Here is a 23,263-nt window from a genome sequence, read left to right as displayed (position 1 = left end):
TCCTATGTTGTGTTAAGTGTTGGCAGATATCTGGACCCCGCCCTAGCGGTCCGGAACTTGAACCCCGAACTTCCCCTCCCCATAAGAAGTCCGGGGTTTTTTTTGCCTACAGAAAAGTTACTCGGCCAGTTCCGCGCCCTTGTCGGCCAATTCCATCCAGCCTGCCAGCACGGTGTAGGCCTCTTCCAGGCCCATGCGTTTTGGTGCCGAGAACAGCTGGATGGTGATCGCGTCACCCCAACCTTTACGGATTTCGGACTGCACTTTGAGCAGGGTGTTCTTGGCTGCGCCGTAGGTCAGCTTGTCGGCCTTGGTCAGCAGGATATGCATCGGCATGCCGCTGGCGACGGCCCAGTCGAGCATCAACAGGTCGAAGTCGGTCATCGGATGGCGGATGTCCATCATCAGAATCAAACCCTTCAAACTCTCGCGGCCACCCAGGTAAGCCTCCAGGTGACGCTGCCAGTGCAGCTTCAACGGGATAGGGACTTTTGCGTATCCGTAGCCCGGCAGGTCGACCAGACGCCGATCATCGTCTAGCTTGAAGAAATTGAGGAGTTGCGTGCGGCCCGGGGTTTTCGAGGTGCGTGCCAGGCTGGCGTGGGTCAGGGTGTTCAACGCGCTGGACTTGCCAGCGTTGGAACGACCGGCAAAAGCGACTTCAAAACCCTCGTCATCGGGGCATTGGTCAACTTTGGCGGCGCTGAGCATGAACGTGGACTGTTGGCACAGACCGAGGATGGGATTCTTGAGTTGCATGAGATTTCCGATGTGGGCGGTGCCGAAAAAGGGTGCGGCAAGCGGTGTCGTTTCCGTTTCAGTAGCGCCAGTATATAATGCCGCAGATTTTGTGTGTGCTTTGTCCCAGCGAAGGATGAGGTTCACGGGAGCGATAGACCTTTATTGCGCATTAGAACGCAAAACGCTCTCAAACCCTGAAATGGTCGACGTATGACCAAGTGGTTGCTCGCTATCGGTGTCCTGGTCCCGCTTTACGGCGCTCAGGCTACACAGGATCCGGAAGCGGTGTACAACCGAGTTTGCGTGGCTTGCCATGCCGGCCAGTTGCCCAACGCCCCCAGACGGGGTGACCGGGCAGCCTGGGCGCCAAGACTGGCGCAGGGCATGGACACGCTGGTGCAACACGTGACCCAGGGTTTCAAGGCAATGCCGCCGCGTGGTTTGTGCATGGACTGCAGTACTGAGGATTACCAGGCCGTCATTCAGTTGATGGTGAGTAAACCCGGTAGATAACTCTTAAACCCCTTAGCCGTAGTTGGATTAGCTGATGAACAAACTGATCGTGAGTCTGCTGTTGACCTTGGGCATCACCGGTGTTGCCCATGCTGCAGGCGACGCTACAGCGGGCCAGGCGAAAGCCGCCGTGTGTGGTGCTTGCCATGGACCGGATGGTAACAGCCCGGCGCCGAACTTCCCCAAACTGGCCGGCCAGGGCGAGCGTTACCTGACCAAGCAGATGCAGGATATCAAGTCCGGCAAGCGCACGGTCCTGGAAATGACCGGCTTGTTGACCAACCTCAGCGATCAGGACCTGGCAGACATCGCGGCATATTTTGCCAGCCAGAAGGGCAGTGTGGGAGCTGCCGATCCGAAACTGGTGGCCCGTGGCGAGAAACTGTTCCGCGGCGGTGACCTGGAAAAAGGCCTGCCTGCCTGCACCGGTTGCCACTCGCCCAATGGCGCGGGCATCGCCGCCGCCGGCTTCCCACACCTGAGCGGCCAGCACGCGACCTATATCGCCAAGCAGCTGACCGATTTCCGCAAGGAAGAGGCCGGGCGAGCCAACGATGGCGACGCGGCAATCATGCGTACCATCGCCCGTAAGCTGAGTGATGAAGACATTGCGGCGGTGTCCAGCTACATCCAGGGCCTGCACTGAGGTGCACGCAACGTTAACACTCGATTAATCCCGCGATGCAAGCATAAAAAGGGTGGCCCAGGCCGCCCTTTTTTGTGGCCGGTGCCGTTACACTAACGAACTCATGCCCGCGTAGACCTGTCACAACAAAGGTCGCGTGAGGCGACTTTATTTGTCCAGGAGTAAAGCATGCGTAATCTGATCCTCAGCGCCGCTCTCGTCACTGCCAGCCTCTTCGGCATGACCGCACAAGCTGCCGACGTGCCGCTTGAAGCCGGTAAAACCTACGTTGAATTGGCCAACCCGGTTCCGGTTTCGGAGCCAGGCAAGATCGAAGTGGTGGAGCTGTTCTGGTACGGCTGCCCGCATTGCTACGCCTTTGAGCCGACCATCAACCCATGGGTTGAGAAATTGCCCAAGGACGTCAACTTCAAACGCATCCCAGCCATGTTCGGCGGCCCATGGGATGCCCACGGCCAGCTGTTCCTGACCCTGGAAGCCATGGGTGTGGAGCACAAGGTCCACAACGCGGTATTTGACGCAATCCAGAAGCAAGGCAAGCGCCTGACCAAGCCAGACGAAATGGCTGACTTCGTGGCCACCCAAGGTGTCGACAAGGACAAGTTCCTGGCCACCTTCAACTCCTTCGCCATCCAGGGCCAGATCAAACAGGCTAAAGAACTGGCGCAGAAGTACGGCGTGCAAGGCGTTCCGACCATGATCGTCAACGGCAAATACCGTTTCGACCTGGGCACCTCCGGTGGTCCTGAGCAGACCCTCAATGTTGCCGACCAGCTGATCGCCAAAGAGCGCGCAGCCAAGTAAGGGGCCCGTCATGCGCCGCTGGGGTACCGAACGTGGGGTTGGCCTGCATGACCCGCAGGTCAACGAACATCACCTGGAATCCACGGGCCTGCCGGCAGACAGCCGCCTGCGCCTGCTGAGCTTCAATATCCAGGTGGGCATCAGTACCGAGAAGTACCGGCATTACCTCACCCGTGGCTGGCAGCACCTGCTGCCCCACAACGGGCGTGCCGGCAACCTGCAGAAGATCGGCAACCTGTTGAACGACTTCGACCTGGTTGCCCTGCAGGAAGCTGACGGCGGCAGCATGCGCTCCGGTTACATCAACCAGGTCGAACACCTGGCCCAGCTGGGTGCCTTCCCTTACTGGTACCAGCAACTCAATCGCAACCTCGGGCGCCTGGCGCAGCACAGCAATGGCGTGCTCAGCCGCTTGAAGCCCTCCGCCATCGAAGACCACCCGCTGCCAGGCCCCAAGGGCCGGGGCGCGATCCTTGTGCGGTTTGGCGAAGGCCCGGAAGCCTTGGTGGTAGTGATGATGCACCTGGCGCTGGGTGCCCGCACCCGCACCATGCAACTGGCCTACATCCGAGAGCTGATTGGCAATTACAAACATCAGGTGCTGATGGGGGACATGAACACCCACGCCAGCGACCTGCTGCAAAATTCTCCGTTGCGCGACCTCGGGCTACTGGCGCCGCAAGCCGAAGCCACGTTCCCCAGCTGGCGTCCGCAACGCTGTCTTGACCATATCCTGCTCAGTCCTACCCTCACACTCGAAAGTGTGCAGGTGCTGGCGCAGCCCATCTCCGATCACCTGCCGGTCGCGGTAGAGATTCGTCTGCCGGGTTCGTTCACGGCTGATGCATTGCCCGCGTTGAGTTCCGGCCCTCGCGGACCCCTTGCATGAGCGACGACGCCCAGCGCTGGAAAGAAAAATACCTTAAAAGCATCGAGCAACAAGAAAAGCTCGAACGCCGCTGGGCCGCCCGTCTCGACCTGCTGCGCCGTGGGCTGGTGCGCAGCACCCTGGCCGCTGAAGGCACTGACCGCGCCGTCGACCAATGCATGAAGGAAATGCGTGACGTTGTCCGCACCGATGATATGGACGCCGCCCTTGCCGCGTTGCTGCCGCGCCTGGAAAAGGCGGTGCTGGATTCGGAGCAGCGCCGTGAAACCCGGGTGGACCAGATCAGCACGGCGCTGACGTCCCTGGTCACGCAACTGCAAAAGCTGCCGCTACCGCGTGAGGTGGCCCGTCCGCTGAAGACGTTCGCCAAGCAGTTGGACGGCCGAGTCAGCCAAGCGCGCGAGATTCCCCTGCTGCTCAGCGAGTTGAGCGGCCTGCAAGGCCAGGCGCTGAGCAACCTGGAGCCGGACGGCGAAACCCCGCGTCCGGGGCCAGGGCTTTTGCAGCGCCTGTTTGGTGCCAAGGACGTCGCGAACGAGGCGGTGGAGAACGAGGCGCCGCCCCGCCCGGCTCCGCAGCCTGCGCCGGCTAAGCCGGTCGCTGCCGAGCCACCGCCGCCCGAGCAATCCGAGGAGCTGACGCAAGCGTTGCGCGCCTTTGCGCCGCAGCCTCAAGAAACGCTCGCCCCTGTCATTGAGCCGGTAGCGCCCGCCAGGTTGGCCGAGCCCTCCAGCGAAACCTTCGTCTACGAAGCCCCGCCTCAAGCCGCACCCCTTGAAACGCCTGTAGCGCGGGTCGAGCCCGAGCCTCAGGTTGAAGAGCCTGCACCGGAAAGCGCCCTCGCCGCCTTCATCGAAACGCCTGAGGTTCAGGTCGAAGCGCCGGATGAGACCGTCATCGGCAGTCTGTCGCTCCCTCCGGTACTGGAAGTCGAAGAGCCTGATCCCGACGAACTGCAAGCGGATGGCACCTATGCCTTGCCAGACTCCCCGGAGCCGTCCTACAGCTCGGTGGCCAAACACATCGAGGACACTTTGCTCGGCCTGCTGGATGAACTCTCGCTGCCCGAGCGCCACCGGCCTCAGGCCGAAGCCATGCGCGAGCGCCTGGCCCATGGCCTGAACTGGTACGAACTGCTGCCGATCCTGGATGACCTGGCGGTGTTGATGCTGGCGATCACCGACAGCGGCCAGCATGAGTTCGAGGCTTATCTCAAGCAGCTCAATGAGCGCCTTGAAGCCTTCCAGGGGCACTTGCAGGTCGCCAGCGAAGGTCACGCCGATAGCCGTTCCGCCGCCCGCGAGCTGGACACGCAGATCCGCGAACAGGTCGATGGCCTGCAAAGCAGCGTGCAGGAAGCCGCCGACCTGGACAGCCTCAAGCACGTGCTGGAAAGCCACCTTGAAGGCCTGCTAGGCACTATGGACGAGCACCAGCAGCAGCGTGACCTGCGCGAGCAGGAAACCGCGGCGCGACTGAAAGGCTTGGCCGAGCGTGTCGCCAATATGGAGCAGGAAGCCCAGGGCTACCGGGAGCACCTGGAGGTGCAGCGCCAGAAGGCCTTGATCGATCCGCTCACGGGGCTGCCCAACCGCGCAGCCTGGAGTGAACGCCTGGATCAGGAGGTCAACACCTGGCACCAACGTGGCAACAACCTGTCGCTGGCGATGTTGGATCTGGATCATTTCAAGCGCATCAACGATGGCTACGGCCACTTGGCTGGCGACAAGGTACTGAAGATCATCGCCAACGTGCTGCGCAAGCGTCTGCGCTCGACCGACTTTATCGCGCGCTTTGGTGGCGAAGAGTTTGTGTTGTTGATGCCGAACTCATCCCTGACGGATGCGCTGGCGGCGGGCGAAGTGTTGCGCGCAGCGATTGAAGCGTGTCCGTTTCATTTCAAGGGCGAGCCGGTGACCATCACCGTATCCATGGGCGTGGCGCAGTTCCAGCCGGGGGAGCGCAGTGACCTGGCGCTCAAGCGTGCTGACGAAGCGCTGTACCGGGCCAAGGCGGCGGGACGGAACCAGGTGCAGGCGGCCTAAAAGATGTTCCATTTTGTAATTTGACGGTTGGGTCACAAAGGGTACGTTACACTGTTGCATTATCGTCTTCAGTGTAATGTCTTCCGCCATGAAATCCTTGTACTTCGCCTTTGTGTTTCTTCTGCTCGCAGGCTGCGCCAGCGGCCCGCGCCTGGACACCAGCCATCCTTCGGTGAACCACGACAACCGCGTGCAGTTCGTGATCGTCCACTACACCTCCACCAACCTTGAACGCTCCCTGGCATTGCTTACCCACGGCCAGGTCAGCAGCCATTACCTGATCGGCGACGACGCCTCAGGCACTATCTACAAGCTGGTGGATGAGAGCCAGCGCGCCTGGCATGCCGGCGAAAGTGAGTGGATGGGCCGTACCTGGCTCAACTCCAGCTCCATCGGCATCGAAATCGTGAACCCTGGCTACAAGGACACCCCGACCGGTCGCTTGTGGTACCCGTACTCTGAAGCGCAGGTCAAATCCCTGGTGGTGTTGCTCAAGGACATCAGCAAGCGCAACGGCATCGACCCCAAGAACATCATTGGCCACAGTGACATCGCACCGCTGCGCAAGCTGGACCCGGGTCCACTGTTCCCTTGGAAACACCTGGCGGATGAAGGGTTGGGCGTGTGGCCTGATGCCCAGGCTGTTGCGCGGTTCCAGATGCAATACGCGGCGGAACTGCCGAGTATTACCTGGTTCCAGGAAGAACTGGCCCGCCTGGGCTACCAGACGCCCCAGACCGGCGAGTTGGATGTCGCCACGCGCCATGTCATTGCGGCGTTCCAGATGCATTTCCGGCCGTCGCTGTTTGACGGCACACCGGATGCGGAGAGTGCCGCAATCCTGCGCGCGTTGAACCGAACTTAAAGCGGCAACGCCATGTAGAACTGAGTGCCCTGCCCCGGCCGCGAATACACGCCCATGCGGCCGCCGTGCAGTTGCACGATTTCCTTGCACAGCGCCAGGCCCAGGCCGGCGCCGCCTTTCTTGCGGCCCACTTGGACGAACGGTTCGAAGATCCGTCCCTGCTGCCCATAGGCGATGCCTTCGCCGTTATCTTCCACACTGACAATCACTCGCTCGCCATGACGACGCGCCTGCAGGCGAATCTGCCCGCCAGCCGCCGTGTGGCGCAGGGCGTTGCCCAGCAGGTTGTCCAGAACCCGTTCAAGCTGTGCCTGGTCCGCATACAACCGAGGCAGGTCGGATTGCGTTTCTACCAGCAGTTCGATGTTCTGCGCTTTGGCCGGCTCGACGAAACGCGCACGGGCATGTTCCAGCAGGTCAGTCACATCGCACGGGCCCAAGGTGAGTTTCTGCAGGCCGTTCTGGTAGCGAGAGAAGTTGAGCAGGTCGTTGATCAACTGCATCAAGCGCTGCATTTCTTCATTGACCGTATCCAGCAGGTCCGCTTCACGGGACTCGGCCGGGAACTTCGCACGCTCGCGAAACAGCCCGAAGGCCATGTGCATACCGGTCACCGGTGTACGCAGCTCATGGGAGGCGCGCAATACGAATTCGCTGCGCACCCGCTCGAAGGCGCGTTGTTCGGTGACGTCGTGCAGCACCATCACTGCGCCGAGGATATGCCCCTGGGTATGGCTGACCGGGGTCAGGCTGTAGGTCAGCAGGCGCAATTCACCCTCGACCTCCACTTCCAGATCGTCCGGCGCCCGCTCCAGGTTACCGCCGCGCAGGACCAGTTGCAGTTGCTCGTCCAGCTCTGGGCGTACGAGTGCTTCGCCAAGACCTTGACCGAGGCGTTCCTCGTCCCAGCCCAATTGGCGCTGGGCGACGGGGTTGAGGTGTTCCAGGCGGCCTTGGCGGTCAATCATCAGCAGGCCATCGTCGATGCTGTCGAGTACAGCTTGCAGACGTTGTTGGCCGGCCAGCAACTCATCGACATTGGTTGCCTGATGCTGGCGTAACGCCTCGGCCATGATGCCGAAGCGGCGGGTGAGCTGGTTCATTTCTGCTGCGGACGAGATCGGCAGGGTCACTTCGAAATCGCCCTGGCCGATCTTGTCAGCGGCTTTGGCCAGCGCTTCGATGGGGCCGCCAAACCGTCGGGCGATACCATGCGCCGTGACAAACCCGATGATCAGCACGGCGAGCCCCACCAACCCCAGCAACCCGGCGATCAATAGCGCACGTTCGCGGGATTTGTGTTCGCTGTTGCTGATGTTCTCCAATGCCTGCTTGTGTTCGTTGATCAGGCCGTTGCGCAACGTATTGAAGGTTTCGGTGAGCTTTTCCTTGGCGCCTGGAGGAGGTGTCGGTTGCTGGGACTCGTCAAACGCATCCAACAAAGCCTGATACTGGCCTCGGGCCTCACTGAACCCCGTCCCGCGATCGTCGCGCTGTTCATGGGCGATGCCCTGGTCGAGCAGGTCGAAGTAGCGTTGCTTGGACGCTTGCAGCGCCTCGGGGTCGGGGCGCTCCTCCAGCATCATGATCAGTTGATCGCCCAGGCTCTGGCGCAGCTTGAGCCCAAGATCCAGCGTAATGAAGTTGCTGCGAATCAGCGATTCCTGGGTCTTGGCCATTTGCATGACGCTGACGAGGCCCAGGATCAAACCCAACAGGGCGACGGTGATCAACGCTGAGATACTCAGGAACAGCCGAGTGCGCAGCTTCATCGCTAACTTCATAAGGTACAGCTCACAGGTTGTACTGTTTGCGTTTGCGGTACAGGGTCGACGCGTCGATGCCCAAGGTGCGGGCTGCCTGGTCCAAGGTGTCGCTGGTGGCGAGCACGGCGCCGATATGGGCTTTTTCCAACTGATCCAGGCTCAGCGCCGCGCCGATGCGTGGGGCGTTGTTACTAGGTTGTTCGGCCATGCCCAGGTGGGTGATTTCCACCTTCTCTTGCGGGCAGATGATGCTGGCGCGCTCCACCACGTTGCGCAGTTCACGGATGTTGCCCGGCCAGCGGTAGTTGAGCAGTGCTTCGCGCGCCTCATCGCTGAAGCCGCGCGCCGGTCGGGCGTATTCCTTGACGAAGCGCGCCAGGAAGCGGTCGGCCAGGGTCAGAATGTCTTCACTGCGCTCGCGCAGCGGCGGCAGGTGCAAGGTGATCACATTGAGGCGGTATAGCAAATCTTCGCGGAAGCGGCCGTCGCGGACCATGTCTTCCAGGTTCAGGTTGGTAGCGGCCAGGATGCGTACGTCGGCACGTCGAGTGACCGGATCGCCGACGCGCTCGTATTCCTTGTCCTGGATAAAGCGCAGCAACTTGGGTTGCAACGTGAGGGGAAAGTCGCCGATCTCATCGAGAAAAAGCGTGCCGCCGTCCGCTTGGTTAACGCGGCCCAAGGTACTTTCGCTGGCGCCGGTAAACGCACCGCGGCTATGACCAAATAACTCGCTTTCCATCAGTTCTGCCGTCAGCGATGGGCAGTTGATGGTGACGCAGGACTTCTTCGAACGCTTGCTCCAGCCGTGAATGGCGCGGGCGAGTTCGCCTTTACCGGTGCCGGATTCACCCAGGATGAGAATGTTGGCATCGGTGCCGGCCACCTGGCGCGCGGTTTCCAGTACCACCATCATTGCCGGGCTGTGGGAGTCAAGGCCGTCTTTGGGCTGGCGCACTTCGCCTTCAAGGGCTTCGAGGCGCGCGGAGAGTTGGCGCACTTCCAACTGCTTGGCGGTGGCGAGGCGCAGTTGATCAGGGCTGCAAGGCTTGACCAGGTAATCGGCAGCGCCGGCCTGGATCGCATCAACGGCGGTATCCACTGCCGAATGAGCAGTGACGATCACTACACGCATCCAAGGCGCCTGGATGCGCATCTGGGCCAGCACATCCAGGCCGTTGTCCTCGCCCAGGCGCAGGTCGAGGAAGCACAGGTCGAACACCTGGCGCTGCATCAAGGCATCGGCCTGAGCGGCGCTGTTCGCGGTGGCTACGGTGTAGCCCTCATCTTCCAGGCAATAACGGAAGGTGCGGAGGATCGCGGATTCGTCATCCACTAAAAGAATGCGGCCTTGAAGTTCCTTGGCTGATTCCATCTGTCCCGCGCTCCTTAAACTATGAATGATGGTGTTTAGTCCCGGAATAATCGGGCAAGTTGCATGGTTTATTCTGATCGATAAAAGGCAGCGTCGTGCAGCTATCTGCATCGTTTCCTACAACGCCGCGGCTGATGGCGTTTTCATGCCGTCTTGCCACTTCGGCAACACTCGTTCCGCTTTCTATCCCTTGATCCGACCGCTGGCCATCGTGCATTTCGCACGGCGCTCAGGGTCGCATCGTGCAGGATGCTGGGGGTTAACCCAATCGATATTATTTAACCTATTGATTTTGTTAGGTTTTATTTTGCAAAAAAGCTGGCATGCACTCTGCAATATCTCTCCCAACGAATAATCAAAATGCGGGAGAACAGCAGCATGACTCGCCAAAGCCTCAGCCAATTGCGTGTATCGCCACTGCGCTTGCAACAAGGCCTGTTTGCCAGCCTGGCCCTGATGGTCACGCTGATTGGCGGCCAGCAGCTGCAACATTGGCAGCAGAGTCAGCAGCAGATCCCCCAGTTTGAGCGTCCGTCCATGACCCAAACCCATTTCCGTTCCGTTGGCAGTGTTCCTGCCGATGCAACAGCCCCGCAGTTGCGGATGGTTGACCAGGAGTCCGCCCTGAGTGAACTGCCATCCCAAGAGCGTTGGGTGTTCTAGGCACCAACAGCCGTTCGTATTGAGCGGCTGCACGGCAATACCGCTGTTACCCCTATAAAAGCGTAAGGAGAATCACCATGTTGAGTTGGGCAATCACATTTCTGATCATCGCCATTGTGGCTGCAGTCCTGGGCTTCGGTGGTATCGCGGGCACCGCCACGGGTATCGCAAAAATTCTGTTTGTGGTCTTCCTGGTGATGTTCATCGCTTCCTTCTTCTTTGGTCGTCGCGGCCGAGGCTGAACATGACCACTTTGTCCCTCAAAGCTATTGCTGCCGCCCTGCTCTTGGGCGGCAGCGGCTTGGCGATGGCCGCCAACGACGGCCAATCCCGGGCCAACGAATTGCTCAGCGCGGACCCGCAATACCGCGAAACCTGGCAAGGCGTGGTGAAGAAAGAAGAACGCTTGCCGGAATGGGTGATGAACCTGTCGGGTACCGCTGAACAGATGAACGCCGTGGAAGAAGATGGCGACAAGTATTTGGTCGGGCCCCTCTGCGAAACCGCTGACACGTGCCTGAACAAACGCCTGATCGTTGCCTTCAGCCTCGACAAGGAAGATGCCTACGCCATGTTGGTGGAAGTCCCGGCCGGCCTGCCGGCGGATAAGTCACCGACGCGCCATGCGGATTACCGTTTTATCGGTAAGCCGGATGAAGGCATGCAGAAGTTGCTCATGGAGCAACTGAAGAAAGATCCGAATTGGTATTAGGTTCCGTCCAACGCTTCTGTCGTCTGCGGAGCCTGCGTCCATAGAAAGAAGCCCCCTCGCTTCTTTCTGTTTGCATCGCTCGCCAAGGGCGGTGCATGACCAAGGGGCCGGGTTGCTCTGATCAATCGGGATCGGCGTGACCTACGGGTACAGGGAGTGCCTGCGCAAGGGCCGGGTCAGGCGAAAAGCTGCGACGCAGGTTCACAAGCTCATGGCTTGCTGAACTTGCGGCGGGCTTATTGCTCTTTTGTTATGCCTTCCATAGTCGAATATTTCCCTTCTGCTTGTTCAGAACCATTTCTTGGTATGTCCGGTCGACCATCTATCGATAAATTTTGGTGGGGGCCATAGGACATTTCTGACACTAAACAACGGAATTCCCAGGTATTTCTGCCAGCTCACCACAGACGTCCTGATTCTCTGAGCGAGCCGGGTTTGGCCGGTTCACGGCATATTTGTCGGACAAAATGTCACATTTGAACTGACCGTTCGGACAGTTATTATAGAAAAAGGCCATGCCGATTCGGCATAGGGTAGGCGTTTACGGCATTAGACGTCGCTCCCTTGCATGGGAATAGTTGCGCCTTTTTTCGCCTGCCAGTAAGCCATTTCGGCCACGCTGCGGTGACCTTCCATGGAGGCAGATGCACACACTTTTTCGCTCTCGAGCGTTGCAGCTGGCGCATTTGCCTTAAGTTCACTTGAAGTAAGGGTAATGACATGAAGAAGGCAAAGCTAAGCCTCGCCTGGCAGATCCTCATCGGTTTGGTGCTGGGGATCGCAATCGGTGCAGTGCTCAACCATTTCAGTGCTGAAAAGGCCTGGTGGATCAGCAATGTGTTGCAGCCAGCGGGCGATATCTTTATCCGCCTGATCAAGATGATCGTGATCCCGATTGTGATCTCCTCGCTGATCGTCGGCATTGCCGGTGTCGGTGACGCGAAGAAACTCGGGCGTATCGGCGTCAAAACCATCCTTTACTTCGAAATCGTCACCACCATCGCCATCGTGGTCGGCCTGTTGTTGGCCAACCTGTTCCACCCAGGCGCTGGCATCGACATGAGTACCCTGGGTACTGTCGACATCTCCAAGTACACCGCCACCGCCGCCGAAGTGCAGCATGAGCATGCGTTCATCGAGACCATCCTCAACCTGATCCCGTCGAACATCTTCGCCGCCGTCGCCCGTGGCGAAATGCTGCCGATCATCTTCTTCTCGGTGCTGTTCGGCCTGGGCTTGTCGAGCCTCAAGCCTGAGTTGCGCGAGCCGCTGGTGACTATGTTCCAGGGCGTGTCCGAGAGCATGTTCAAAGTCACCCACATGATCATGAAGTACGCTCCGATCGGCGTATTCGCACTGATCGCCGTGACCGTCGCCAACTTCGGCTTCGCCTCCTTGCTGCCGCTGGCCAAGCTGGTGATCCTGGTTTACGTCGCCATCCTGTTCTTCGCCTTTGTGATCCTCGGCCTGATAGCCCGCCTGTTTGGCTTCTCGGTGATCAAGCTGATGCGTATCTTCAAGGATGAGCTGGTGTTGGCCTACTCCACTGCCAGCTCCGAAACCGTGCTGCCGCGCGTGATCGAGAAGATGGAAGCCTACGGCGCGCCGAAAGCCATCTGCAGCTTCGTGGTGCCGACCGGTTACTCGTTCAACCTCGACGGTTCGACCCTGTACCAGAGCATCGCGGCCATCTTCATTGCCCAGCTGTATGGCATCGACCTGTCGGTTGGCCAGCAACTGATGCTGGTCCTGACCCTGATGGTCACCTCCAAAGGCATCGCCGGTGTACCGGGCGTGTCCTTCGTGGTGTTGCTGGCCACCCTGGGCAGCGTGGGCATTCCGCTGGAAGGCCTGGCGTTCATCGCCGGTGTCGACCGCATCATGGACATGGCGCGTACTGCCCTGAACGTGATCGGCAACGCGCTGGCCGTGCTGGTCATCTCCCGTTGGGAAGGCATGTACGACGACGCCAAGGGCGAGCGCTACTGGAATTCGCTGCCGCACTGGCGCAGCAAGGACGCCGCGCCGGCCGCCCAAGCGACCCGCAGCTGATAGCACTTCAGCTCTAAGACAAACCCCGGATCATTCCGGGGTTTGTCGTTTCTGCCAGCCCCGCTATCATTCGCTCCATTCTTCGAGGGGTTCAACTGATGCTCAATGGCCTGTGGCTTGGCTTCTTTGTCGTGGCAATGGTGTCGGCACTGGCGCAATGGCTGGTCGGCGGTAACGCCGGAATTTTCGCGGCGATGGTCGAAAGCATTTTCGCCATGGCCAAGCTGTCCGTGGAAGTGATGGTGTTGCTGTTCGGCACCCTGACCTTGTGGCTGGGTTTCTTGCGCATTGCCGAGAAGGCCGGGATCGTCGATTGGCTGGCCAAGGCCCTCGGCCCGCTGTTCCGCCGCTTAATGCCGGAAGTGCCCGCCGGGCACCCTGCCATCGGCTTGATCACCCTCAACTTCGCGGCCAACGGCCTGGGCCTGGATAACGCGGCGACCCCCATCGGCTTGAAAGCGATGAAGGCGCTGCAGGAACTCAACCCGATTCCCAACACCGCGAGTAACGCGCAGATCCTGTTCCTGGTGCTTAACGCGTCCTCGCTGACGCTATTGCCCGTGACCATCTTCATGTACCGCGCCCAGCAAGGCGCCGCGGACCCGACGCTGGTGTTCCTGCCGATCCTGCTGGCGACCAGCGCCTCAACCCTGGTCGGCCTGCTCTCGGTAGCGATCATGCAGCGCCTGCGGCTGTGGGACCCGGTGGTGCTGGCCTATCTGATTCCGGGTGCACTGGTGTTGGGCGGCTTCATGGCCTTGCTGGCGACCCTTTCCGCGACGGCGCTGGCTGGCTTGTCGTCGATCCTCGGCAACCTCACGCTGTTCGGCTTGATCATGCTGTTCCTGGTGATCGGCGCGTTGCGCAAGGTCAAGGTGTACGAGGCATTTGTCGAAGGTGCCAAGGAAGGCTTCGACGTGGCGAAGAACCTGCTGCCGTACCTGGTGGCGATGCTGTGTGCCGTGGGCGTGTTGCGCGCTTCGGGCGCCCTGGATTTCGGCCTGGAAGGCATTCGCCATGTGGTCGCCTGGACGGGCATGGACACACGCTTTGTCGATGCGTTGCCGACGGCGATGGTCAAGCCGTTCTCCGGTAGCGCCGCACGGGCGATGCTGATCGAGACCATGCAGACCCAGGGTGTGGACAGCTTCCCGGCGCTGGTGGCGGCGACGATCCAGGGCAGTACCGAGACCACCTTCTATGTGTTGGCGGTGTACTTTGGTTCGGTGGGGATTCAGCGCGCCCGGCATGCCGTGGGGTGTGCGTTGCTGGCGGAGTTGGCCGGTGTCGTGGCGGCGATTGCGGTGTGCTACTGGTTCTTTGGCTGAGGCTGAACCCCTGTGGCGAGGGAGCTTGCTCCCGCTGGGCCGCGAAGCGGCCCCACAAGATTTCACAGGTGTATCCGATAAAACTTATTGGCTGGTATTGGGGCTGCTGCGCAGCCCAGCGGGAGCAAGCTCCCTCGCCACAATTGATGTATTGCCCTGACTCACCACCCAATCCACCACCTGCTTGTTCAACTGATCCCCCGCCTGCCCAAACCCGGCCACCACGGCCGGCACTTTGGTATCTGCCACTGGCTGCCTCACCTCAAACCGCCGGCTGGCAACGATCCGCTGATCACTCCCCCGCACCAACCGCGCATCCAGGCGAATCACTACCTCTACCGCACTGCCGTGGTATTCACTCTGGAATGCCTGCAGTTGGCCGCCCAGCTCATAGTCGGACTGCAGATTGGTATCGTCGGTGCTCAGCAGCGTCACCCGGCCATCGCGCTGGAAACCATCCATGAAACGGTTGCGCAGCAGCACCGGCGACGGGTCGCTCCAACGCGAATTGGCATAACTGCTGATCAGGTCGCCATTGGGCACCACGGCAATGCGCGGGCTGTCGAGAAATTCGCTGGTCTGTGGCTTGTTCACGCGCAGTGACCAACTGACAGGCGCGGCCTGGTGGGTGCTTTGCGCCGCGGCCAGGCGATACACATCCGACGGGTCGGCCTTGGGCAGGATCGAGCACGCGCTCACCAGCGCCAAGGCCACGGGGGCGATCATTTGGTAAGCACGCTTCATGGCGTGAACTCCTTGTTCTTGTCGCTGCCCAGCAGGTAACCGCTGGGGTTGGCTTCCAGGCGGCGGGAGATGGCGCGCAGCGATCCGAGGGTTTCGCGCAGTTCGCGCACGGCCGGCGCCAGTTCGTTGAGGCCTTGCATGCCGCTGTTCACCGAGTCCTTGTTGTTGGTCAACAAGGTATTGATGGTGGCGGTGCTTTGTTCAAGGGATTTCATGGCCTGCTCGGCACTGCCGAAGGCCTGCTTGCCTTGTTCGTTGAGCAAGCCGTTGGCGTTGCGCATCAGCACGGTGGTCTGTTCCAGCGCGGCGCTCGCCTGTTTGCTCACCTGCATCAGTTGCTGCATCACCACCTTGATATCGCCGCGTTGGTCGGCGATGGCGCCGGTGGTTTGTTGCAGGTTGTCCAACGTATTGCTCAGGCGTTCGACGTTCTCGCGGGAGAACATGTGGTTGGCGTTGTGCAGCAACAGGTTGATGCTGGTCATCAGGTCGTTGCTGTTGTTCAGCAGGCGCGCGATAGGTGATGGCGAGGCGATGATCTGTGGCAGGTTACCATCCTTGCCCTTGAGCTCGGGACTCTGCGGGGTGCCGCCACTGAGCTGGATGATCGAGGTACCGGTGATGCCGGTCAGGGCCAGCTTGGCCTGGGTGTCTTCCTTGATCGGCGTCTGCCCGGCCAGGCGGATACGTGCCAGCACGCGGCGCGGGTCCTTGGGGTCCAGGCTCAGGCTGATGACATCGCCCACCTTGATCCCGCTGTACTGCACCGAACTGCCCTGGGACAGGCCGCTGACCGCCTCGTTGAAGATCACTTCGTAGTCCTGGAAGGCGCTGTCGACGCTGGACTTGGCCAGCCACAGGCCGAACAGCATCGCGCCGACCACCACGATCACGCTGAACAGACCGATCATCACATGATGGGCTCGGGTTTCCATGTCATACCTCGTTAAGCGATTGAGCGGCATCCAATGCCGCGCGGCCACGGGGGCCGTGGAAATATTCGTGGATCCACGCGTCGTCCGTTTCCGAGACGACATCAATGGCATCGGCCACCAGCACTTTCTTCTGCGCCAGCACCGCCACGCGGTCGGTGATGGTGTACAGCGTGTCCAGGTCGTGGGTGACCAGGAACACGCTCAGGCCCAGCGCATCGCGCAGGGTCAGGATCAGTTGGTCGAATTGCGCCGCGCCGATCGGGTCGAGGCCGGCGGTGGGTTCGTCGAGGAACAGAATGTCCGGGTCCAACGCCAACGCGCGGGCCAGGGCAGCACGCTTGATCATGCCGCCGGACAGTGACGCCGGGTACTTGTCGGCCGCCGACAGCGGCAGCCCGGCCAGGGCCAGTTTCACGGCGGCCAGGTGCTCGGCGTCCCGGCGGCTGAGGCCGGCGTGTTCGATCAACGGCAGCGCGACGTTTTCGGTCACGGTCAGCGAAGAAAACAGCGCGCCCTTCTGGAACAGCACGCCGAAGCGCCGTTCCACCAGGGAGCGCTCATGTTCCGGCAGGCTCGGCAGGTTTTTGCCGAACACCCGCACCTCACCTTCGCTGGGCCGGCGCAGGCCGACGATGCTGCGCAGCAGCACCGACTTGCCGCTGCCGGAGCCGCCGACCACCGCGAGGATCTCGCCTTTGTACAAGTCCAGGTCGAGGTTCTCGTGCACGCTCTGGCTGCCAAAGCGATTGCACAGGCCGCGCACTTCAATCACCGCCTCGGCGGGCGCTCGGTGTTGACGACTCACCAGCCCATCTCCATGAAGAACAACGCGGCGACCGCATCCAGCACGATCACCACAAAGATCGATTGCACCACGCTGGAGGTGGTGTGGGCGCCGACCGACTCGGCACTGCCGCTGACCTTGAAACCCTCCAGGCAGCCAATGGCGGCGATCAGGAACGCAAAAACCGGCGCCTTCACCATGCCCACCAGAAAATGCTGCACGCCAATGTCCGATTGCAGCAGCGACAGGAACATTGCCGGCGAAATATCCAGCGCCACGGCGCACACCACGCCGCCGCCGACGATGCCCGAGAGCATCGCCAGGAAGGTCAGCATCGGCAGCGCCACCAGCAATGCCAGCACGCGAGGCAGCACCAGCAGTTCCATCGGGTCCAGGCCCAGGGTGCGGATCGCGTCGATTTCTTCGTTGGCCTTCATCGAGCCGATCTGCGCGGTAAAGGCGCTCGCGGTGCGGCCGGCGATCAGGATGGCGGTCAGCAAGACGCCGAATTCCCGCAGGAAAGAGAACGCCACCAGGTCCACCGTGAAGATCGTTGCGCCAAAGCTCTTGAGCACCGTGGCCCCCAGAAAGGCCACCACTGCACCGACCAGGAACGTCAGCAAAGCCACGATTGGCGCGGCATCCAGGCCGACCTGTTCAAGGTGCGCAACCATCGGCGTCACGCGCCAGCGCTTGGGGCGGAAAATGCCACGGGCGAAGGTTTCGAGAATCAGGCCGATAAAGCCCAGCAGTTTCTTGGTGTCCTGCCAGACGGTATCCACCGCCCGACCGATGCGCGCCAGCACCTGAATGCCCGCCGCTTCTTCCGGGGCTTTTTCCGGCACGCAAAAATCATTCAGGGAGCGGTAGACGGTCTTGAGCAGGGCGCGGTCGGCGGCAGACAGGCTGCAGTCGGTCTGTTCGGCGGATTGCTCAATGCGGCCGGGCCCCAGTAATTCCACCAGCAGCGAGGCGCCGGCGGTATCCAGGGCGCCGAGGCCGTTGAGGTCGATGCGCGCGCCAGCGTCGTATTGGCCGTCGAGCTTGTCCGACAGCTTCTTCAGATTGGCGTAGTGGGCAAGCGTCCAGTCCCCCGTAATCCTCAGCTGTGGCGGGGTGGTGGACGTGTCGAGGTGGGCTGCACCGGCCGTCGTAGGGGGGGTCATAAGCTCCGAGCTTGTTTGGCTATCCACAATTCCTACGTAATAGCACGAACCTGCCTACTTTGGGTTGTCCGTTTGTGCTGAGTCGGTCACTTTGAAGCGCAGCACGCCGATCACCTGCCCGTCTTCGGTCAGTACGCGTACCTGCCAGCGGCCCACGGCATCACCAGGGAAGTTCTGCTTGTGGGTCCAGGCGCGGTAGCCCTCTTTGCGTCCGCCATGAATGTCCAGGGCGATACGGTCGACTTCTTTGCCGTTGAATTGCCACACATGGTAGATGCGTTCATCCAACCCGCGTGGCGCGTTGATCGCGGTGTAGGCGTACAGCCCGCCGCTGCGCAGTTGGGCGGCGGTGACTTCCTTGAGGTCGTCGCCCGGCGTGCGGTCTTGCAGCTGTGTGCTGATCGCGACTTCGGTCATCCACAAAGTGGCCGGCGGCACCCAACTGCGCAGGAACCACCCGGCGCACCCAATGGCGGCCGTGACCCCGAGTAACATCGCCCAGCCTTTGACACTGCGCAGCGGCATACTCACGGCCAAGCTCGGAATCGACAACGCCATGGCCACGCCCAAGGCGAGTTTGTAACTTTCGGCCGTGGTCAGGTGCAGGATGATCGGCAGCGCAGTGAGCAGCGCAGCGAACAAGGTGAAGGTGTGCAGTGCGAGGAACAGTGAGCGTTTGGGCGCCAGCCATTTGTAGTACAGCGGATCGACGATCGACACCAGCGCCGCCGCGCCGAGCAGGCCAGTGAACACCGATTGGCCGCTGTTCCAGGCTGTGGTGATGAAAAAGAACGGCAACACAAAGAACAGGCTTTCCTGATGGATCATCTGGGTCGCGTAGCGCAGCAACGGTTCGGGGATCTCGCGCTTGAAAACCTTGGTGAACAGCTGGGTGAAGCTGTTTTCCAGCATCAGCCACAGCCAGCTCACCAGCATGATCACTGCAATCCAACTGGCCATACCCTGTTGGCGGTCCACGAGGATGAAACTGCACACACCCGAGATGAAGCCGCCGAGTGCAATCACCCCTGGGTAACGCTTCATCAGTTCGAGGACGCGGGTGATCAAGCGGGTCAGGTTTTGCATTCGGCGGTTCGCAGTCTTTGTAGGAAAAAATCCCAAACAGAATAACGTCTTAGCCCGTCATCCGTTGCGTCATTACGCGATCCGTTTGCGATAACGCCGCACACCGATCAACACAATGGCAATCAGACCGAGTAAACCGGCGCCGATCCAACTGAGCATGTCGTAACTGAGCAGCGGTTTCTCGATGCGCCAGTAGCCTGGCTGTTTGAACACTTGGCGCAGGGCCTGGTTGGTCTGGTCCAGGCTCACGGCCTTGATGCGTTTGACCGGGTCGCTGAAATGCCCGTTGTTGTAGTCACCGGAAGCGCTCCAATAATAGTCGGCCAATGCGCTGTTGCCCTGCACGGCCCAGGCCTGGCGGGCGACGGCGGCCTGTTGCAGGCGAGCGAATACCGCCGGGTCGAGTCCGTCTTTGAGCAGTTGCGCCTTGAGGGCCTGGAGTACCTGTTCGGCTTCTGGCAGGTTTTCCCGCTCCAAGTCGGCATTCAGGCTGAGGAAGCCGACGCCGCCAAGCACTTCGCGTTCGCTCCACGGGCCGTAGGACAAACCGTGCTTGAGGCGCAGTTGACGGTACAGCGCCCAGTCGAGGTAGTCCTTGAGCAGGTCGTAGGTTTCGTCATGGCCGTCGTCCAGCACCGGCTCGGGGAACAGCCAGTGCAGTTTGGCGCTGTCACCGACCCAGCCGTGGATCAGTTCGCGATGGCCGGCGGCGGCGTGCTGGATCTCCGGAAGTGCCAGGTGTTCCGTGGGCTCGACCGGATCGAGTTGGCCATAGGTGCGTTCCAGATAGGCCGGCAGCAGTTTGTCGAGGTCACCGACGATGATCAAAGTCATGTTGTTGGGGGCGTACCAGTTTTTGCGCAGGCTCTCCAGTTGGTCGCGGGTCAGATGGTCGACCTCGGCGCGTTCGGCGCACTTGAGACCCAGCTCGACGGCCAGTTGATTGCTGGCGGTGTGGCCCAGGTCCTGGCGGTCCAGCAGGCGTTGCAGGTGTGAGTAATGGCCGCCGTCTTCACGCTCCACCACTCGCTTGGCCGCATTGATATTGGCGTCGGTCAATTCGGTGCGGGTGAGGATCGCCAGCAGCAGGTCCAGCACCTTGCGCTGGTTTTGTGCGGGCGCTTCGATCACGAAGGTGGTGTCGGCGTTGCTGGTGTAGGCGTTCCACTCGCCGCCAAGGGATTGCATGCGGTCCTCCAGTTCAGCCTCACCGCCGCCGTCGATGCCGCTGAACAGCAAGTGTTCCAGCAGGTGCGGCAGCTCTTTGTCCTCGCAACTGAAGTCGTCCAGGCCCACGCCCACCACCAGGCGGATCGCCACATGCCCGCGTTCGGTGCCCGGCTTGAGCAGCAATTGCAGGCCATTGGGCAAGGTGTAACCCTCGACTTGCAGGCGGTCAAAGGCGAAGGCATGGGCAGCACCCATGAGCAGGCAGGCGAACAACAGGCGACGCATAACAAGCTTCCTGGCGAGTGAGGTCAGTTTTAACTGACTTCACGGGCCATAGTACGTTCAGGGCGAATGTGTGATGTCGGCAATATCTTCGGCGGAGAGCGCGCCGGTGTCGGACGTTTCCAACACTACATAAGCACTGCTGCAAAACAACGAGTTGAGGCGTTTCATGTCCGCAATCAGCTCCAGGTGTAGGGAGCTGGTCTCCAGACTCTGTACGATTTTTCGCTGCAGGCGACTCACGTGGGCGTGGGCCAGGCGGCGTTCCTGGGCGCGGAAGCGGCGTTTCTCGCGCAGCAGTTGGCGGGCGCTTTCCGGGTCGGCGCTGAGGAACACCGACAGGCCCAGGCGCAAGTTGGCGATCAACTGGCTGTGCAGGCCAGTGAGTTCTTCCAGGCCGACTTCGGAGAACTGACGGCGCTGGGAGGTTTTCTGCTGCTGGACTTTGCGCAGCATGCGTTCGATCAGGTCGCCGGCCAGTTTCAGGTTGATCGACAGCTCGATGATTTCGGCCCAGCGGCGGCTGTCCTGCTCACTGAGGTCTTCGCGGGGCATTTGCGCCAGGTAGAGCTTGATCGCGCTGTACAGCGATTCGACATCATCGCTGAGGCTGCGCATTTCCTGGGTGATGGCGGTCTGTTTGCCGCGCAGCACTTCCTGCATGGCGGTCAGCATGTTGTCGATCAGGTCGCCCAGGCGCAGGGTTTCCCGCGCGGCGTTGGCCAGGGCCAGACTCGGTGTGGTGAGCGCCGTCAGGTCCAGATGGCGCGGCTTGGCCTTGCCGTTGACCTCTTCACGCTCGGGCAGCAGCCAGGCGCATAGTTTTGCCATCGGGCCGATGGTGGGCAACAGGATCAGGCAACGGCTGACGTTATAGAGCAGGTGGAAGGTGATGACCATGCCTTGGGCGCTGTAGTCCAAGCCATCCATCCACAGCACCAGCGGGTCCAGCACAGGAATGATCAGCAACAGGCCGATCAATTTGTACAACAGGCTGCCCAGCGCGACCTGGCGTCCGGCGGCGTTCTGCATGCTGGTACTGAGGAAGGCCAACACGCCGCTGCCGATGTTGGCGCCGATCACCAGGCCGATGGCCACGTGCAAGCCGATCACACCGGCGCCGGCCAGGGTGGCGGTCAGCAGGACGGCCGCCAGGCTGGAGTAGGAAATCATCGCGAACAAGGCGCCGACCAGGGCGTCGAGCAAGATGTCGCCGGTCAACGACGCGAACAGCACTTTCACGCCCTGGGCATGGGTGATCGGCCCGGCGGCTTCGACGATCAGTTGCAGCGCCAGGATGATCAACCCGAGGCCGATCCCCACGCGCCCCAATTGCCCTGCCCGCGTCTGTTTGCGCGACAGGAAGAAAATCACCCCGAGAAAAATCAGCAGCGGCGACAGCCAGGACAAATCGAACGTCAGCACCCGCGCCATCAATGCCGTACCGACATCGGCGCCGAGCATGGTCGCCAGGGCGGGCATCAGCCCCATCAGGCCCTGGCCGACAAAGGAGGTCACCAGCATCGCCGTGGCGTTGCTGCTCTGCACCATGGCCGTCACCAGGATACCGGCGATAAACGCCAGCCAGCGCTTGGACATGTTCTGCCCGATGACTTGGCGCAAGTTGGAACCGTAGACCCGCAGGATGCCGGTACGGACGATGTGCGTGCCCCAGATAAGCAGGGTCACGGCGGAAAGCAGATTGAGCAAGGTCAGCATGCTCGGCCCCCCGTGTGGGTGCGCTCGAAAATGAGCGAAGGAAAGTTGCCGCGTGCCGCTCTACGTCTTGTACTTAAGCTGTAGTTGGCGAATGGGCTCTGCGCCAGCATCGCATAGCTAAAGTGAGGATTGAAACAAAACTGTCATGAAATCAGCTTTTTGCGGATGCAAAAAAGGGGCTTATAAAAGCCCCTTTTGTCTGGCTCGGGTTTATTGACCCGGAATGTCTTTGCGCAGTTTCACAGGGTCCTGCTGTTTTTTCTTTTTCGCGATGGCGGTGCGCATCTTGATGTTCACCGCTTCCACCGCCAGCGAGAACGCCATGGCGAAGTAGACGTAGCCTTTTGGCACGTGCACATCGAAGGATTCGGCGATCAGCACGGTACCCACCACCAGCAGGAACGACAGCGCCAGCATTTTCAGCGACGGGTGCTTGTCGATGAATTCGCTGATGGTGCCGGCTGCCAGCATCATCACCAATACCGCCACGACAATCGCCGCGACCATGACCGGGACATGGGACACCATGCCGACAGCGGTGATGACCGAGTCCAGGGAGAACACGATGTCGATGATGGCGATCTGCACGATGGTGTAGATGAACTTGCCACCCTTGCCGCCTGGCTCTTCGTGGGTTTCGTCTTCACCTTCCAGCGCGTGGTACATCTCCTGGGAGCTTTTCCACAGCAGGAACAGGCCACCGAAGAACAGGATCAGGTCGCGACCGGAAATGCCTTGGCCGAAGACCACAAACAGATCGGCGGTCAGTTGCATCACCCAGGTGATCGACAGCAGCAGTAGGATGCGCGTGACCATGGCCAGCGCCAGGCCGAAGATCCGGGTGCGCGCCTGCATATGCTTGGGCATGCGGCTGACCAGGATCGAAATCATGATGATGTTATCGATGCCCAGGACGATCTCGAGGGCCGTCAGGGTGAAGAAGGCAATCCAGATTTCCGGATTGGTCAGCCATTCCAT

At 60.8% G+C, this 23,263-nt stretch carries 22 protein-coding genes; 11 read left to right on the top strand and 11 right to left on the bottom strand.

Annotation, left to right across the window (positions count from 1 at the left end):
• Positions 1–117: 117 nt before the first annotated feature.
• On the bottom strand, positions 118–759 hold the full coding sequence (gene yihA / locus HX823_RS17685) for a ribosome biogenesis GTP-binding protein YihA/YsxC (RefSeq protein WP_010207832.1): 642 nt from the start codon (positions 757–759) through the stop codon (positions 118–120).
• A gap of 192 nt (positions 760–951) precedes the next feature.
• On the opposite strand from yihA, the gene HX823_RS17680 reads away from it, so the two are divergent.
• The 6 genes from HX823_RS17680 (at position 952) to HX823_RS17655 (ending at position 6,503) form a co-directional block, all read left to right on the top strand.
• Positions 952–1,254 (top strand): cytochrome c5 family protein, encoded by a 303-nt coding sequence (locus HX823_RS17680; protein ID WP_038851130.1) that lies wholly within the window; start codon positions 952–954, stop codon positions 1,252–1,254.
• Between the two features lie 34 nt (positions 1,255–1,288).
• Entirely contained in the window at positions 1,289–1,900 is a 612-nt protein-coding gene (locus tag HX823_RS17675) for a cytochrome c4 (RefSeq protein WP_016978792.1), read from the top strand.
• 168 nt (positions 1,901–2,068) lie between these two features.
• A complete protein-coding gene (gene dsbA, locus HX823_RS17670; protein ID WP_033899253.1) occupies positions 2,069–2,704 on the top strand; it encodes a thiol:disulfide interchange protein DsbA in 636 nt (211 codons plus the stop codon).
• A 10-nt stretch (positions 2,705–2,714) separates the two neighbouring features.
• Positions 2,715–3,593: an endonuclease/exonuclease/phosphatase family protein gene (locus tag HX823_RS17665; protein ID WP_177075757.1), complete on the top strand. Its 879-nt coding sequence runs from the start codon at positions 2,715–2,717 to the stop codon at positions 3,591–3,593.
• Positions 3,590–5,638, top strand: coding sequence for a GGDEF domain-containing protein (locus tag HX823_RS17660; protein ID WP_177075755.1), 2,049 nt, complete (start codon positions 3,590–3,592; stop codon positions 5,636–5,638). Before HX823_RS17665 ends, HX823_RS17660 begins: the two co-directional genes overlap by 4 nt.
• 88 nt (positions 5,639–5,726) lie before the next feature.
• Entirely contained in the window at positions 5,727–6,503 is a 777-nt protein-coding gene (locus tag HX823_RS17655; RefSeq protein ID WP_177075753.1) for an N-acetylmuramoyl-L-alanine amidase, read from the top strand.
• On the opposite strand, the gene HX823_RS17650 is transcribed toward HX823_RS17655, so the two are convergent.
• Positions 6,500–8,287, bottom strand: a complete 1,788-nt coding sequence (locus HX823_RS17650; protein ID WP_177075751.1) for a KinB sensor domain-containing domain — start codon at positions 8,285–8,287, stop codon at positions 6,500–6,502. The two genes, HX823_RS17655 and HX823_RS17650, sit on opposite strands and share 4 nt — an antisense overlap.
• Before the next feature lie 10 nt (positions 8,288–8,297).
• Positions 8,298–9,644, bottom strand: coding sequence for a sigma-54-dependent response regulator transcription factor AlgB (algB, locus tag HX823_RS17645; protein WP_038851137.1), 1,347 nt, complete (start codon positions 9,642–9,644; stop codon positions 8,298–8,300).
• A 378-nt stretch (positions 9,645–10,022) separates the two neighbouring features.
• Here algB and HX823_RS17640 point away from each other — a divergent pair, with 378 nt between their 5' ends.
• The 5 genes from HX823_RS17640 (at position 10,023) to HX823_RS17620 (ending at position 14,399) form a co-directional block, all read left to right on the top strand.
• A complete protein-coding gene (locus HX823_RS17640) occupies positions 10,023–10,307 on the top strand; it encodes a hypothetical protein (RefSeq protein WP_177075749.1) in 285 nt (94 codons plus the stop codon).
• 77 nt (positions 10,308–10,384) lie between these two features.
• Entirely contained in the window at positions 10,385–10,549 is a 165-nt protein-coding gene (locus HX823_RS17635) for a DUF1328 domain-containing protein (protein ID WP_003170804.1), read from the top strand.
• A gap of 2 nt (positions 10,550–10,551) precedes the next feature.
• Positions 10,552–11,019 carry an inhibitor of vertebrate lysozyme family protein gene (locus HX823_RS17630; RefSeq protein ID WP_016978799.1) on the top strand — a complete coding sequence of 156 codons (468 nt, stop codon included), beginning with the start codon at positions 10,552–10,554 and terminating at the stop codon, positions 11,017–11,019.
• Between the two features lie 720 nt (positions 11,020–11,739).
• The gene (gene gltP, locus HX823_RS17625) at positions 11,740–13,071 is read left to right on the top strand and encodes a glutamate/aspartate:proton symporter GltP (RefSeq protein ID WP_038851138.1); all 1,332 of its coding nucleotides are present in this window, start codon (positions 11,740–11,742) and stop codon (positions 13,069–13,071) included.
• Positions 13,072–13,169: 98 nt separating this feature from the next.
• Entirely contained in the window at positions 13,170–14,399 is a 1,230-nt protein-coding gene (locus HX823_RS17620) for a nucleoside recognition domain-containing protein (RefSeq protein WP_016978801.1), read from the top strand.
• Positions 14,400–14,483: 84 nt separating this feature from the next.
• Here the strand turns inward: HX823_RS17620 and HX823_RS17615 are convergent, their stop codons facing one another.
• From HX823_RS17615 to HX823_RS17580, 8 genes are all read right to left on the bottom strand, one after another.
• On the bottom strand, positions 14,484–15,143 hold the full coding sequence (locus tag HX823_RS17615; protein ID WP_177075747.1) for an ABC-type transport auxiliary lipoprotein family protein: 660 nt from the start codon (positions 15,141–15,143) through the stop codon (positions 14,484–14,486).
• Positions 15,140–16,078 carry an MlaD family protein gene (locus HX823_RS17610; RefSeq protein WP_033901541.1) on the bottom strand — a complete coding sequence of 313 codons (939 nt, stop codon included), beginning with the start codon at positions 16,076–16,078 and terminating at the stop codon, positions 15,140–15,142. Before HX823_RS17610 ends, HX823_RS17615 begins: the two co-directional genes overlap by 4 nt.
• Before the next feature lies 1 nt (position 16,079).
• Positions 16,080–16,883: an ABC transporter ATP-binding protein gene (locus tag HX823_RS17605; protein WP_033901540.1), complete on the bottom strand. Its 804-nt coding sequence runs from the start codon at positions 16,881–16,883 to the stop codon at positions 16,080–16,082.
• Positions 16,880–18,028: an ABC transporter permease gene (locus HX823_RS17600; RefSeq protein ID WP_038851140.1), complete on the bottom strand. Its 1,149-nt coding sequence runs from the start codon at positions 18,026–18,028 to the stop codon at positions 16,880–16,882. Before HX823_RS17600 ends, HX823_RS17605 begins: the two co-directional genes overlap by 4 nt.
• 54 nt (positions 18,029–18,082) lie before the next feature.
• On the bottom strand, positions 18,083–19,114 hold the full coding sequence (locus HX823_RS17595) for a DUF5924 family protein (protein ID WP_033901538.1): 1,032 nt from the start codon (positions 19,112–19,114) through the stop codon (positions 18,083–18,085).
• Positions 19,115–19,186: 72 nt separating this feature from the next.
• The gene (locus tag HX823_RS17590; RefSeq protein ID WP_177075745.1) at positions 19,187–20,569 is read right to left on the bottom strand and encodes a pitrilysin family protein; all 1,383 of its coding nucleotides are present in this window, start codon (positions 20,567–20,569) and stop codon (positions 19,187–19,189) included.
• Between the two features lie 57 nt (positions 20,570–20,626).
• On the bottom strand, positions 20,627–22,285 hold the full coding sequence (locus tag HX823_RS17585; protein ID WP_177075743.1) for a Na/Pi cotransporter family protein: 1,659 nt from the start codon (positions 22,283–22,285) through the stop codon (positions 20,627–20,629).
• 210 nt (positions 22,286–22,495) lie between these two features.
• Complete coding sequence (locus HX823_RS17580) at positions 22,496–23,263, bottom strand: TerC family protein (protein WP_033901535.1); 768 nt, start codon at positions 23,261–23,263, stop codon at positions 22,496–22,498.

It is taken from the genome of Pseudomonas sp. P7759, assembly GCF_013386445.1.
Lineage (GTDB): Bacteria > Pseudomonadota > Gammaproteobacteria > Pseudomonadales > Pseudomonadaceae > Aquipseudomonas > Aquipseudomonas azotoformans_A.
The sequence above is the reverse complement of the archived record's forward strand: the minus strand, read 5'-3'. Positions and strand labels throughout refer to the sequence as shown.

What these genes read in the sequence shown, in the direction of transcription:
- HX823_RS17660 (WP_177075755.1), top strand. Translation starts at nt 3,590, where the DNA reads ATGAGCGACGACGCCCAGCGCTGGAAAGAAAAATACCTTAAAAGCATC.
- HX823_RS17620 (WP_016978801.1), top strand. Translation starts at nt 13,170, where the DNA reads ATGCTCAATGGCCTGTGGCTTGGCTTCTTTGTCGTGGCAATGGTGTCG.
- algB (WP_038851137.1), bottom strand. Translation starts at nt 9,644, where the DNA reads ATGGAATCAGCCAAGGAACTTCAAGGCCGCATTCTTTTAGTGGATGAC.
- HX823_RS17680 (WP_038851130.1), top strand. Translation starts at nt 952, where the DNA reads ATGACCAAGTGGTTGCTCGCTATCGGTGTCCTGGTCCCGCTTTACGGC.
- HX823_RS17600 (WP_038851140.1), bottom strand. Translation starts at nt 18,028, where the DNA reads ATGACCCCCCCTACGACGGCCGGTGCAGCCCACCTCGACACGTCCACC.
- HX823_RS17610 (WP_033901541.1), bottom strand. Translation starts at nt 16,078, where the DNA reads ATGGAAACCCGAGCCCATCATGTGATGATCGGTCTGTTCAGCGTGATC.
- gltP (WP_038851138.1), top strand. Translation starts at nt 11,740, where the DNA reads ATGAAGAAGGCAAAGCTAAGCCTCGCCTGGCAGATCCTCATCGGTTTG.
- HX823_RS17635 (WP_003170804.1), top strand. Translation starts at nt 10,385, where the DNA reads ATGTTGAGTTGGGCAATCACATTTCTGATCATCGCCATTGTGGCTGCA.
- HX823_RS17585 (WP_177075743.1), bottom strand. Translation starts at nt 22,285, where the DNA reads ATGCTGACCTTGCTCAATCTGCTTTCCGCCGTGACCCTGCTTATCTGG.
- HX823_RS17630 (WP_016978799.1), top strand. Translation starts at nt 10,552, where the DNA reads ATGACCACTTTGTCCCTCAAAGCTATTGCTGCCGCCCTGCTCTTGGGC.
- HX823_RS17650 (WP_177075751.1), bottom strand. Translation starts at nt 8,287, where the DNA reads ATGAAGTTAGCGATGAAGCTGCGCACTCGGCTGTTCCTGAGTATCTCA.
- dsbA (WP_033899253.1), top strand. Translation starts at nt 2,069, where the DNA reads ATGCGTAATCTGATCCTCAGCGCCGCTCTCGTCACTGCCAGCCTCTTC.
- HX823_RS17665 (WP_177075757.1), top strand. Translation starts at nt 2,715, where the DNA reads ATGCGCCGCTGGGGTACCGAACGTGGGGTTGGCCTGCATGACCCGCAG.
- HX823_RS17675 (WP_016978792.1), top strand. Translation starts at nt 1,289, where the DNA reads ATGAACAAACTGATCGTGAGTCTGCTGTTGACCTTGGGCATCACCGGT.
- HX823_RS17590 (WP_177075745.1), bottom strand. Translation starts at nt 20,569, where the DNA reads ATGCGTCGCCTGTTGTTCGCCTGCCTGCTCATGGGTGCTGCCCATGCC.
- yihA (WP_010207832.1), bottom strand. Translation starts at nt 759, where the DNA reads ATGCAACTCAAGAATCCCATCCTCGGTCTGTGCCAACAGTCCACGTTC.
- HX823_RS17655 (WP_177075753.1), top strand. Translation starts at nt 5,727, where the DNA reads ATGAAATCCTTGTACTTCGCCTTTGTGTTTCTTCTGCTCGCAGGCTGC.
- HX823_RS17615 (WP_177075747.1), bottom strand. Translation starts at nt 15,143, where the DNA reads ATGAAGCGTGCTTACCAAATGATCGCCCCCGTGGCCTTGGCGCTGGTG.
- HX823_RS17640 (WP_177075749.1), top strand. Translation starts at nt 10,023, where the DNA reads ATGACTCGCCAAAGCCTCAGCCAATTGCGTGTATCGCCACTGCGCTTG.
- HX823_RS17595 (WP_033901538.1), bottom strand. Translation starts at nt 19,114, where the DNA reads ATGCAAAACCTGACCCGCTTGATCACCCGCGTCCTCGAACTGATGAAG.
- HX823_RS17580 (WP_033901535.1), bottom strand. Translation starts at nt 23,263, where the DNA reads ATGGAATGGCTGACCAATCCGGAAATCTGGATTGCCTTCTTCACCCTG.